The organism is Roseitalea sp. (genome assembly GCF_984466335.1).
This window is the reverse complement of the sequence record NZ_CFIFWG010000107.1, coordinates 1-11,072: the sequence shown is the minus strand read 5'-3', so window position 1 is coordinate 11,072 and position 11,072 is coordinate 1. Positions and strand designations below refer to the sequence as shown.

Here is an 11,072-nt window from a genome sequence, read left to right as displayed (position 1 = left end):
AAAAGCCGGCCCAGACCGGGGAGCCTTCATGTCGCACAACACGTTCGGCCATCTGTTTCGCGTGACGAGCTGGGGCGAGAGCCACGGCGCCGCGCTCGGCTGCATCGTCGACGGCTGCCCGCCCGGCATCCGTTTCACGGTGGCCGAAATCCAGGCGTTCCTCGACAAGCGCAGGCCGGGCCAGTCGAAATTCACCACCCAGCGCAGGGAAGCCGACGCGGTCGGGGTGCTGTCGGGCTTCGTTCCAGACGAGGACGATCCGGACACGCTGATCACCACCGGCACGCCCGTCTCGATGCTGATCGAGAACACCGACCAGCGCTCCAAGGACTATTCGCAGATCAAGGCGCGCTATCGCCCGGGACATGCCGATTTCACCTATGACGCCAAATACGGCTTGCGCGACCATCGCGGCGGCGGGCGGTCCTCGGCGCGCGAGACGGCCGCGCGGGTCGCCGCCGGCGCGCTCGCCCGCAAGGTCGTGCCGGGGCTTGAGGTGCGCGGCGCGCTCGTCGCCATGGGGACCGAGCGGATCGAGCGGGCCAATTGGGACTGGGAGGCGGTTAGCGCCAATCCCTTCTTCTGCCCCGATGCGGAAGCGGTCGACCGGTTCGGCGCCTATCTTGACGCGATCCGCAAGGACGGATCGTCGGTGGGCGCGGTGATCGAGGTGGTCGCCACCGGCGTGCCGGCGGGCCTGGGCGCGCCCGTCTACGGCAAGCTCGATCAGGACATCGCCTCCCACCTGATGTCGATCAACGCGGTCAAGGGCGTCGAGATCGGCAACGGGTTCGAGGCTGCCACGCTGCGCGGCGAGGACAATGCCGACGAGATGCGGATCGGCGAGGACGGACGTGCGGTGTTCCTGACCAACCATGCCGGCGGCGTGCTCGGCGGCATCGCCACGGGCGCCCCGGTGGTGGCGCGTTTCGCGGTCAAGCCGACCTCGTCGATCCTGACGCCGACCCGGTCGGTGACAAGGGACGGCGAGGAGGTCGAAGTGCGGACCAAGGGGCGGCACGACCCCTGCGTCGGCATCCGCGCCGTGCCGATCGGCGAGGCGATGGTCGCCTGCGCGATCGCCGACCATTATCTGCGCCATCGCGGCCAGACGGGACGCATCTGAGGACATATTATGAGCTATGATCAGGCCAGGGTGGTTGAGGCGCTGCGCGCCTTCGAAAAAGGCGAGATCGTCGTCGTCATGGACGATGACGGGCGCGAGAACGAGGGCGACCTGATCGTGGCGGCGGTGCACACGACGCCCGAGAAGATGGCCTTCATCGTGCGGCACACCTCCGGCATCGTCTGCGCGCCCATGCCGCCGGAGGAGGCAAGGCGCCTCAATCTGGCGCCGATGGTGGCCGAGAACGACGCGCCCCATTCGACCGCGTTCACCGTTTCGGTCGACTACAAGCACGGCACGACCACGGGCATTTCCGCCGACGACCGCACGCTGACCGTGCGCAACCTCGCCAATCCGAACGCGGGCGCGGCCGAGTTCGTCCGGCCAGGCCACATCTTCCCGCTGGTGGCGCGCGAGGGCGGCGTCTTGATGCGCTCGGGCCATACCGAGGCCGCCGTCGACCTGTGCCGGCTCGCCGGCCTGCCCCCGGTCGGCGTGATCTGCGAACTGGTCAATGACGACGGCACGGTGATGCGCGGGCCGCAGGTGACGGGCTTCGCCGAAGCGCACGGGCTGAAACATGTCACCGTCGCCGACCTGATCGCCCATCGCCAGCGCCAGGAAACCCTGATCGAGCGGGTGGAGGAAAGCCGTGTCGAGACCGCCGCGGGGGCGGCCACGGCCCATGCCTACACCCTGCCCTGGGACCCGATGCAGCATCTGGCGATCGTCATCGGCGATGTGCGCGACGGCGAGAACGTCCCGGTTCGCCTGCATCTGGAAAGCGTGGTCGACGACGTGTTCGGGTCCGGCCGCGATCCGGTCGAAATCCTCCGGCGGATGGTCGGCGAGCACGGGCGCGGCGTCGTCGTCTATCTGCGCGAGGGGTCGGTGGGCGTTGCGCGCAACAGCGCCCGGCCGCTCACCGAGGCCCACAGCGAAGCGCGCGAACGCGAGAACCAGTGGCGCGAGATCGGCCTTGGCGCGCAGATCCTGCGCGATCTGGGCATCGGCTCGATCCGGCTCTATTCCACCCGCGAGCGCCGCTATGTCGGCCTTGAAGGGTTCGGCATCCGAATCGCGTCGACAGAGCGGATCGAAGGCACGTGAAGCGGCCCGCCAACGCGCCCTGAGCGGCGCGCAACGGGCGGTGGAAAAGGGCCGCCGGCCGAAGCGGGCGCTGGCGCGAAGCGGTGCGAATGCCTACCTTGCCGCCATGGCCACCCGCTATTTCGAACATGCCGTCTTCAAGGAACACGTCACCCCGCCGGGCCACCCCGAAAGGGTCGATCGGCTGCGCGCGCTCGAACAAGCGCTGACCGCCGACGCCTTCGCCGACCTGGACCGCGTCGAGGCGCCCCGCGCCGACGAGCGCGCCGTGCTTCTGGCGCACCCCGAAAGCTTTCTGGACAAGGTTCGCGGCCAGATTCCCGACGAGGGCCTTGCGCGCGTCGACGCCGACACGGTCGCCGGCCCGAAAAGCATGGAGGCGGCGCTGCACGGCATCGGCGCGGCGATGGCCGCCGTGGACGGCGTGTTCGAGGGCGCGTTCGACAATGGGTTCGTCGCCGCGCGCCCGCCCGGCCATCACGCCGAAAAAGAAACCGCCATGGGGTTCTGCCTGTTCAACACCGCGGCCATCGCGGCCCGGCACGCGCAGGCCGCGCACGGGGCCGAGCGCGTCGCCATCGTCGACTGGGACGTCCATCACGGCAACGGCACGCAGGACATTTTCTGGGACGACCGAAGCGTACTCTATTGTTCGACGCACCAGATGCCGCTCTATCCGGGCACGGGCGCCAAGGGCGAGACCGGCGCGCACGGCACCATCTGCAACGCGCCGCTGTCGCCGGGCGATGCGGGCGAGGCGTTCCGCGAGGCGTTCAGATCGCGCGTGCTGAACGCGATCGACGCCTTCAAGCCCGATCTGATCGTGATCTCCGCCGGTTTCGACGCCCACCACCGCGATCCGCTCGCCAACATCAATCTGGTCGAGGACGATTTCGACTGGGCGACCGGGCGGCTGATCGAGGCGGCGGGACGGCATGCCGACAACCGACTCGTCAGCGTGCTCGAAGGGGGCTATGACCTGCAGGGCCTGGCCGCGTCCGCCGGCACGCACATTCAGCGCCTGATGTGGGGATAGAGATGAGCGAAACCGACCCGAACGCCGATGTCACCGGCCTTTCCTTCGAAAAGGCGCTGGAGGAACTGGAAAAGATCGTCGACCGGCTCGAACGCGGCGAGGTGGCGCTTGAGGAAAGCATCGCGATCTACGAGCGCGGCGAGGCGCTGCGCGCGCGCTGCGACGCGCTGCTCAAGGCGGCCGAACTGAAGATCGAGAAGATCAAGACCGGCCGGTCCGGCGAGGCGACGGGCACCGAGCCGCTGGGCGAGTGACCGGGCGGCGCCGGCGAACGCCGCATCGCGCGCGGGCACGGCGACCGTCGCGCCCCGGCAATGAGACCGCATGACCCATTCCGGCGACGACGAACGCGGGCGCCTCGACAGGCTGCTCGTCGAGCGCGGCCACTTCGCCACACGGGCGCGGGCGCGCGACGCGATCCTGCGCGGAACCGTGACGGTCGACGGACGGCTCGCCACCAAGCCGGCCCTCCCCTGCGATCCGGCGGCTTCGGTGCGCGTCGCCGATCCGGCCGCCGCCTATGTCTCGCGCGCCGCGCTGAAGCTCAAGGCCGCGCTTTCGGCCTTCGATGTCCCCGTGCGAGATGCGATCTGCCTCGATCTGGGCGCCTCGACGGGCGGCTTCACCCAGGTGCTGCTGGAAGCGGGCGCGGCGACGGTTCACGCGGTCGACGTCGGCCACGGGCAGATGGCCCCGCCGCTTCGGGACGATGGGCGCGTCCGCCTGACCGAGGGGCTGAACGCGCGCGACCTCAAGGCGGCCGATCTGGGCGGCGCGCGGCCGTCGGTGATCGTTTGCGATGTCAGCTTCATCTCGCTCAGGCTCGCCCTGCCTCCGGCGCTCGCTCTGGCAGCGCCCGGCGCGCATCTCGTCGCGCTCGTCAAGCCGCAATTCGAGGTCGGCCGCGAGCGGATCGGCAAGGGCGGGCTGGTGCGCCCGGACGATGCGCAGGCCGCCGCCGGCGATCTGGCGGCATGGCTGGACGCGCGGCCCGGCTGGACAGGGCGTGGCGTGATCCCCTCGCCGGTCGCCGGCGGCGACGGCAATGCGGAATTCCTGCTCGGGGGCGTCAGGGATGGCTGACGCCGAGCTGACGATCGACGCCCTCGCCGCTACCCCTTGCGCGCCATGAAGGCCATGAAGGCGGCGCGCGCCTCGTCGGATTTGAGCCGCGCGGCGAACAGTTGGGCCTCCTCGGCGATCCGGGTCTCGATCGCCCCCCGGTCGCCCTTCATCAGCCGCTTGGTCAGCGCAAGCGCGCGGGGCGGCTTGGCGGCCAGCTTCCCGGCGGCGGCCATGACCTCGGCGTCGAGGGCGTCCTCGTCGACCACTTTCCAGATCAGGCCGGCATCGGCCGCCTGTCGCGCCGAGAAGTCCTCGCACAGGGCCAGAAGCGCAAAAGCCCGCTGATGGCCCATGATCGCCGGGGCGAGCAGGCTCGACCCCGCCTCGGGCACAAGCGCCAGATCGACGAAGGGCGCCTTGAACACCGAGCGCCCGGTGGCGAAGGTCAGGTCGCAATGCAGGTGCAGCGTCGTGCCGATGCCGATCGCAAGCCCGTCGACGCCGGAGACGACCGGCTTTTCGAGCGTGGGCAGGATGCGCAGCAGGTCGAGCACCTCGGTGCCCATCTCGCCGGTCGCGGCGAAGGCGAGGAAGTCGGCGAGGTCGTTGCCGGAGGTGAAGGCGCCCGGCTGCCCCAGGATCACGTGAACGCGCACCGCATCGTCGGCCTCGGCCTCGGCGAGCGCCTCGGTCAGCGCGGCGTACATGGCGCGGGTGATCGCGTTCTTCTTGCCGGGACGGTTGAACCTTATGATCTGAACGGGCCCCTCGCGCGAAACGAGGATGTGCCGCTGGGCCTTTTCGGGTGCCGCGCTCATCTCAGGCCACCAGCGCGCGGCCGGCGGCGGCAAGGCTGGCCGCGCCCCGTTCGACCCGGTCGCGCAGTGGCCCCGACTGGCCGGCCAGGTTCTCGGCATAGAAGCGGGCGAGCGAAGCGCGGTCGACGCCGTTGGCCGCCCCCAGCGCGCCCTTGACCAGATAGACGCCTCCGGCGGTCAGGCCGAACAGGTGCTGATAGGGGGTCGCGGCGGCGAGAACGGCCTGCGTGTCGCCCTCGGCCAGCTTGCCGGTCAGCCATGCGGTCGCCGCGCGCAGGTCGGTCAATGCCGCTTGCAGACAGCGTCCGGCATCGCCGAACCGCGTGTCGTTGGAGGCGCGCAACCTGTCGAGTATGCCGCACAGCTCGTCGAGATAGGCGCCGACGCACGCGCCGTCGGACAGCGGCAGCTTGCGCTGCACCAGATCGACCGCCTGGATGCCGTTGGTGCCCTCATAGATCGGGGCGATGCGCGCGTCGCGCATGTAGATGGCGGCTCCCGTCTCCTCGATATAGCCCATGCCGCCATGCACCTGCACGCCGAGCGAGGCGACGTCCGAGCCGATGTCGGTGGAAAAGGCCTTGGCGACCGGCGTCAGAAGGCCCGCCCGCTCGTGCCAGAACAGGCGTTCCTCGTCCGTGCCCGCCTTCGCCATGTCGATGGCGTGGGCGCAGGCATAGCAGATCGCGCGCGCCGCGCCGGTCATCGCCTTCATGGTCAGAAGGTCGCGCTGCACGTCCGGGTGCAGGACGATCGGGCTCATGCCCTCGCCGTCCCATCCGGGGGCCCTGCCCTGCCGGCGCTCATTGGCATAGGCGAGGGCCTTCTGGGTCGCCGCCTCGGCCACCGCCACGCCCTGGACACCCACAGCCAGGCGGGCATTGTTCATCATCGTGAACATGCAGTTCAGGCCCCGGTTCTCCTCGCCGACCAGCCAGCCGACCGCGCCGGGCGCATCGCCATGCCTGCCGTCGCCGAAGATCATCGTGCAGGTGGGCGAGGCGTGGATACCAAGCTTGTGCTCGATGCCGCCGCAGAACACATCGTTGCGCGCGCCGGGCGCGCCGTCCCCGCCGACCAGGAACTTGGGCACCACAAACATCGACAGGCCGCGCGTGCCGGCCGGGGCGTCGGGCAGGCGCGCGAGCACCAGATGGACGATGTTGTCGGTCAGATCGTGGTCGCCGAAGGTGATGTAGATCTTCTGGCCGAAGATGCGGTATGTGCCGTCGCCGAAGGGCTCGGCACGGCATTTCAACGCGCCGAGGTCGGAGCCCGCCTGCGGCTCGGTCAGGTTCATCGTTCCGGTCCACCGGCCGGAAACGAGCTTGTCCAGATAGACCGATTTCAGATCGTCGGTCGCATGGCGCTCAAGCGCCTCGACCGCGCCCATGGTCAGCATCGGGCAGAGGCCGAAGGCCATGGACCCGGAATTCCACATCTCCATGGCCGCCATGGCCAGCGACATGGGCAGCCCCTGGCCGCCATGCGCCTGGGGGCCGGGCAGGCCGTTCCAGCCGCCTTCGATCCAGTCGGCGTAAAGCCGGGCCCAGCCGTCGGGCATGGTGACGGCGCCGTCGGCAAGGCGCGCGCCCTGGCGGTCGCCGGACAGGTGCAGCGGCGCGATGCGGTCGGTCGCGAACTTTCCCGCCTCCCGCATGATCGCCTCGATCAGATCAGAGGTCAGGTCGCCGGCACGGCCCTGGGCCATCGCCTCGCCAAGGCCCGAGACGGCCTTGAGCGCGTGGATGATGTCGTCGACGGGTGCGCGATACATGTCTGCCTCCCTGCAAACGGCCGGCCAGCATCCGCCGACCCGAATGCGCTACATGCTTTTTACGTAAACGTCAATTTCCGGTCGCGCATCAGTCGGCTCCGTCCAGCGCTTCGGCGCGAAATCGAGGCGGCCCATGCCCGAGCGGGGGGCGGCGCCATTGTACTGCGCCCCGCGCCGCTTACATAGGCTGCAAAGCAATGACGGGGACCCGCCGTGGCCAACATGTTGACGCGTTTCCTGCCGGCGCGCTACCGCAAATCGGCACCGCTCGTTCCGGTCGTCCGGCTGCGCGGGGTGATCGCTCCGGGCGGCTCGTCCTTGCAGCAGAACCTGTCGCTGGCCGCCGTCGCGCCGGCGCTGGAGCGCGCCTTTTCGGTCAAGAAGGCGCCCGCGGTGGCGATCAGCGTCAACTCGCCGGGCGGCTCGCCGGTGCAGTCGCGGCTGATCTTCAAGCGCATTCGCGACCTGGCCGCCGAAAAGGACAAGACGGTTCTGGTCTTCACCGAGGATGTGGCGGCCTCGGGCGGCTATATGCTCGCGCTGGCGGGCGACGAGATCATCGCCGATCCGTCGTCCATCGTCGGCTCGATCGGCGTGGTTTCGGCCGGCTTCGGCTTCACCGAGGCGATCCGGAAGATCGGCATCGAGCGGCGCGTTTACACGGCCGGCCGGAACAAGTCCACGCTCGATCCGTTCCAGCCGGAAAAGGAAGACGATATCGAGCGCCTCAAGGCCATCCAGATCGAGGTGCACCAGACCTTCATCGATCTGGTCAGGGAGCGGCGCGCGGACAGGCTGGCCGACGATCCGGACCTGTTCACGGGGCGGTTCTGGGCCGGCGGCAAGGCCAGGGAACTCGGTCTGGTCGATCATCTGGGCGACATGCGCGCCTTCGTGCGCGAACGTTACGGCGACAAGGCGCAGCTCAAGCTCGTCACCATGCCGCGCGGTCTGCTCGGCCGGCGGCCGCAGCCCGGCGTGACGGGTTTGGGCGGAACCGATCCCGCGCCGATCGCCGCGCAGGCGGCGGGCGGGCTCTTGTCCGCCCTTGAGGAACGTGCTCTTTGGAACCGGTACGGGCTTTGACCGGACCGGCAAGGGAGGTGTGAATGCCCCAGCTTCTGTTTTTCGCCGCCGTGGCGCTGGTCGGCTATCTGGGCTATCGCGCCTTCGTGCGCGAGGCCGAAAAGGTGTCCGCGCGGGTGCGCCGCGCCGAAAAGGAAGCCGGCACCAAGGCCGTCGGCACGCTCGTCAAGGATCCCGCGACGGGCGAGTACCGCCCCGCGCGCGACGACCAATAGCCACCCGCTACAAGAGTTTGCCCGGATTCATGATCCCGGCCGGATCGAACGCCGTCTTGATGCGCCGCATCAGATCGAGCGCGACCGGCGATTTGACCGCCGCCAGTTCCGCCCGCTTCATCTGGCCGATGCCGTGCTCGGCCGAGATCGAGCCGCCATGGGCGCGCACGACCGCGTGCACGGCGGGCGTGATCCGCTCCGTCAGCGCCACGAACGCCTGCTTTTCCCAGCCCGCGGGCTGGGAGACGTTATAGTGTAGATTGCCGTCGCCCACATGGCCGAAGGGGCAGGGACGGGCGTCGGGCACGATGTCGAGAACGGCGCGGCCGGCCTCGGCGATGAAGGCGGGTATCGCCGCGACGGGCACCGAGATGTCGTGCTTGATCGAGCCGCCCTCGGGGATCTGGCTCTCGGACATGGCCTCGCGCAGGCGCCACAGCGACAGGCGCTGCGCCTCGCTGGCCGCGACCACGCCGTCCGCCAGCCGGCCATCGCCGAAAGCGGCCTCGATCAGCCGGTCGAGCGTCGCGCGGGCATCTTCCTCCGACCGGCCCGATGAAACCTCCATCAGCACATACCAGGGATGGGGCGCGTCGAGCGGGTCGCGGACGCCCGGCATGTGCCGGACGGTGAAGGCGACGCCCATCCGCGCCATCAGTTCGAACGCGGTCAGGGACGGCCCGCACGCATCGCGCGCCGCGCGGAAGAAATCGAGCGCCGCTTCCGGAGACGGCACCGCCAGGAAGGCGGCGGCGCGGCCGCGCGGCCTGGGAAAGAGCCTGAGCACCGCCGCCGTGATCACACCGAGCGTGCCCTCGGCGCCGATGAACAGATCGCGCAGGTCATAGCCGGTATTGTCCTTCTTCAGGCGGTTGAGATCGTCGAGCACCTCGCCGGTGGGCAGCACGACCTCCAACCCCAGGCACAGATCGCGCGCCACGCCATAGGCGAGCGCGCCGGTCCCGCCGGCGTTGGACGCAAGGTTCCCCCCGATCTGGCAGGAGCCCTGGGATGCCAGCGACAGCGGAAACAGCCGATCATGGGATGCGGCCGTCTCCTGGACCGTCTGCAACGGCACGCCGGCGTCCACGGCGATCGTGTCACCTTCGACATCGACCGCGCGGATACGGTCGAGCCGGTTTGTGGAGAGGATCACCGCCCCGCCGCTTGGGTCGGGTATCTGGCCGCCGACAAGGCCGGTATTGCCGCCCTGGGGCACGATCGGCGTTCCGGTCTCGCTGGCAAGCCTGAGGATCGCCGCGACCTCATCGGTGGAGCCGGGCTTGAGGACGGCGGCGGTGCGCCCGGTCCAGCGGCCGCGCCACTCATGCAGGTGCGGGGCGACATCGGCATCGGCGACGAGCGCGTTCCCCGCGCCCACGATGCCGGTGAACCGGTCGCGCAGCGCCTCTTTCATGCGTTCGCCCTCGGCGCGGCGGCCCGCGCCAGCCGGTCGTTGATCGCCTCGCCAAGCCCCTCGGCGGGAACCGGCATGACGGCGATGGCCGTCGGCCGGGCCGCATCGAGCGCGGCCATCATGGCGAACAGGTTGGCGGCGGCCTCGGTCAGATCGCCCTCCGGCGAAAGGTTGGCGATGGCGGCGGCCCGGTCCGCGCCGTCGATCCGGTCCGGTCCGAAAGCCAGCAACGCCTCGCCCGGCCGGACCACGGAGGCATCGAGCCGCACCGGCATGTCGGGCGCATAGTGCGAGGCCAGCATGCCCGGCGCGGCGACCGCGGCATCCTTGGCGGCGCGCGCGACCGGCCCGCCCGCCACGGCCTCGATCTCGGCGACCGGCAGGCCGCCGGGCCGCAGGCATGCGGGCCGGTCGCCGTCGATGCGCACGATCGTCGATTCAAGGCCGATGCGGGCAGGGCCGGCATCGACGATCAGGTCGACGCGGTCGCCCAGGCCGTCGGCGACCGCCCGCGCGGTGGTCGGGCTGATCCTGCCGGACGGGTTGGCGCTGGGCGCGGCGACCGGGCGGCCCAGCCGGGCGATCACGTCGCGGGCGAAACCGCGCGGCATCCGCACGGCGACCGTGCCGAGCCCGGCGCTCACCAGCGGATGGATGAAGCCCTGGCGCGCAAGCGGCAGCACGAGCGTCAGCGGACCGGGCCAGAACGCGGCCGCGAGCCGCGCGGCAAGGGGCGAAAAGCGGGCCACGGCGCGCGCCATCGCCAAGCCGTCGACATGGCAGATCAGCGGGTTGAAGCGCGGCCGGCCCTTGGCGGCGAAAATGCGCGCGACAGCCTGCCCGTCGGTCGCGTCGGCCGCCAGCCCGTAGACCGTCTCGGTCGGCAGCGCGACAAGGCCGCCTTGCGCCAGGATGGCGGCGGCGCGGGCGGCGGCGTCCTCGCCGGTCGCCACGACCGGGGCCGGCGCGCCGGCAGACGGCCGGCCCGTTAAGGGCTCGTTAGCCAAGTCGGGCAACATCATCTCAACCATATGGGCATAATCTCGAAGCGGGTGATACACGAAAACCGGGGACCGGCTCCATGAAAAACCGCCTGTCTGCCCTTCTCGCGGCGACCGTGCTGTGCGCCGCAACGGCGGTTCCGGCCACGGCCGGCTATACGGTCTATGTCGACGCCGCGCTTCCGTCCGTGCTGTTCGTCGAGTTCGACGCGCCGCCCGCGGGCGAGGAGCCCGCCGTCATCTCAACGCCGGGCGGGCCCGCGGACGTGGTCGTCATCGGCCCGGGCGCCGGCACCCGATCGCAGGGCGCGCCCGCCGCTTCGCAGGAACGTTCGGCGGACAATGGCGCGGCCGCCGAGGAAGGCACGACGTCCGAAGACATCGATCTGGCGCCGACGCCGCAGAACCTGATCGAGAACGA

Annotated in this window: 12 protein-coding genes; 8 read left to right on the top strand and 4 right to left on the bottom strand. The window is 70.3% G+C overall.

Features of this window, described 5'->3' with window-relative positions:
* The first annotated feature begins 28 nt into the window (after positions 1 to 28).
* The 5 genes from aroC to AC5E6L_RS10550 all read left to right on the top strand — a co-directional run bounded on the left by aroC (position 29) and on the right by AC5E6L_RS10550 (position 4,355).
* Positions 29 to 1,126: a chorismate synthase gene (gene aroC, locus AC5E6L_RS10570; protein ID WP_491773147.1), complete on the top strand. Its 1,098-nt coding sequence runs from the start codon at positions 29 to 31 to the stop codon at positions 1,124 to 1,126.
* A gap of 9 nt (positions 1,127 to 1,135) precedes the next feature.
* Entirely contained in the window at positions 1,136 to 2,236 is a 1,101-nt protein-coding gene (gene ribB / locus AC5E6L_RS10565; protein WP_491230222.1) for a 3,4-dihydroxy-2-butanone-4-phosphate synthase, read from the top strand.
* Between the two features lie 106 nt (positions 2,237 to 2,342).
* Complete coding sequence (locus AC5E6L_RS10560; protein ID WP_491773145.1) at positions 2,343 to 3,272, top strand: histone deacetylase family protein; 930 nt, start codon at positions 2,343 to 2,345, stop codon at positions 3,270 to 3,272.
* Between the two features lie 2 nt (positions 3,273 to 3,274).
* On the top strand, positions 3,275 to 3,526 hold the full coding sequence (locus AC5E6L_RS10555) for an exodeoxyribonuclease VII small subunit (protein ID WP_491773143.1): 252 nt from the start codon (positions 3,275 to 3,277) through the stop codon (positions 3,524 to 3,526).
* Between the two features lie 70 nt (positions 3,527 to 3,596).
* Positions 3,597 to 4,355 (top strand): TlyA family RNA methyltransferase, encoded by a 759-nt coding sequence (locus AC5E6L_RS10550; protein WP_491773141.1) that lies wholly within the window; start codon positions 3,597 to 3,599, stop codon positions 4,353 to 4,355.
* 29 nt (positions 4,356 to 4,384) lie between these two features.
* Here AC5E6L_RS10550 and AC5E6L_RS10545 read toward each other — a convergent pair whose 3' ends face one another.
* Both AC5E6L_RS10545 and AC5E6L_RS10540 read right to left on the bottom strand, forming a co-directional pair.
* A complete protein-coding gene (locus AC5E6L_RS10545) occupies positions 4,385 to 5,155 on the bottom strand; it encodes a crotonase/enoyl-CoA hydratase family protein (RefSeq protein WP_491773139.1) in 771 nt (256 codons plus the stop codon).
* Between the two features lies 1 nt (position 5,156).
* On the bottom strand, positions 5,157 to 6,932 hold the full coding sequence (locus AC5E6L_RS10540) for an acyl-CoA dehydrogenase family protein (protein WP_491773137.1): 1,776 nt from the start codon (positions 6,930 to 6,932) through the stop codon (positions 5,157 to 5,159).
* Between the two features lie 213 nt (positions 6,933 to 7,145).
* Here AC5E6L_RS10540 and AC5E6L_RS10535 point away from each other — a divergent pair, with 213 nt between their 5' ends.
* Both AC5E6L_RS10535 and AC5E6L_RS10530 read left to right on the top strand, forming a co-directional pair.
* Complete coding sequence (locus tag AC5E6L_RS10535; protein ID WP_491773135.1) at positions 7,146 to 8,018, top strand: S49 family peptidase; 873 nt, start codon at positions 7,146 to 7,148, stop codon at positions 8,016 to 8,018.
* 23 nt (positions 8,019 to 8,041) lie between these two features.
* Entirely contained in the window at positions 8,042 to 8,233 is a 192-nt protein-coding gene (locus AC5E6L_RS10530; RefSeq protein ID WP_491773133.1) for a hypothetical protein, read from the top strand.
* Between the two features lie 7 nt (positions 8,234 to 8,240).
* Here AC5E6L_RS10530 and AC5E6L_RS10525 read toward each other — a convergent pair whose 3' ends face one another.
* Both AC5E6L_RS10525 and AC5E6L_RS10520 read right to left on the bottom strand, forming a co-directional pair.
* Positions 8,241 to 9,650 (bottom strand): FAD-binding oxidoreductase, encoded by a 1,410-nt coding sequence (locus AC5E6L_RS10525; RefSeq protein WP_491773131.1) that lies wholly within the window; start codon positions 9,648 to 9,650, stop codon positions 8,241 to 8,243.
* Positions 9,647 to 10,603, bottom strand: coding sequence for an L-threonylcarbamoyladenylate synthase (locus tag AC5E6L_RS10520; RefSeq protein WP_491773129.1), 957 nt, complete (start codon positions 10,601 to 10,603; stop codon positions 9,647 to 9,649). Before AC5E6L_RS10520 ends, AC5E6L_RS10525 begins: the two co-directional genes overlap by 4 nt.
* Positions 10,604 to 10,731: 128 nt before the next feature.
* Here AC5E6L_RS10520 and AC5E6L_RS10515 point away from each other — a divergent pair.
* Positions 10,732 to 11,072 (top strand): hypothetical protein (locus AC5E6L_RS10515; protein ID WP_491773127.1); only part of this gene is annotated, 341 nt, incomplete at its 3' end.

Bases quoted from the DNA above. Each gene is read 5' to 3' on its own strand.
- aroC (WP_491773147.1), top strand. From the start codon at position 29: ATGTCGCACAACACGTTCGGCCATCTGTTTCGCGTGACGAGCTGGGGC.
- ribB (WP_491230222.1), top strand. From the start codon at position 1,136: ATGAGCTATGATCAGGCCAGGGTGGTTGAGGCGCTGCGCGCCTTCGAA.
- AC5E6L_RS10560 (WP_491773145.1), top strand. From the start codon at position 2,343: ATGGCCACCCGCTATTTCGAACATGCCGTCTTCAAGGAACACGTCACC.
- AC5E6L_RS10555 (WP_491773143.1), top strand. From the start codon at position 3,275: ATGAGCGAAACCGACCCGAACGCCGATGTCACCGGCCTTTCCTTCGAA.
- AC5E6L_RS10550 (WP_491773141.1), top strand. From the start codon at position 3,597: ATGACCCATTCCGGCGACGACGAACGCGGGCGCCTCGACAGGCTGCTC.
- AC5E6L_RS10545 (WP_491773139.1), bottom strand. From the start codon at position 5,155: ATGAGCGCGGCACCCGAAAAGGCCCAGCGGCACATCCTCGTTTCGCGC.
- AC5E6L_RS10540 (WP_491773137.1), bottom strand. From the start codon at position 6,932: ATGTATCGCGCACCCGTCGACGACATCATCCACGCGCTCAAGGCCGTC.
- AC5E6L_RS10530 (WP_491773133.1), top strand. From the start codon at position 8,042: ATGCCCCAGCTTCTGTTTTTCGCCGCCGTGGCGCTGGTCGGCTATCTG.
- AC5E6L_RS10525 (WP_491773131.1), bottom strand. From the start codon at position 9,650: ATGAAAGAGGCGCTGCGCGACCGGTTCACCGGCATCGTGGGCGCGGGG.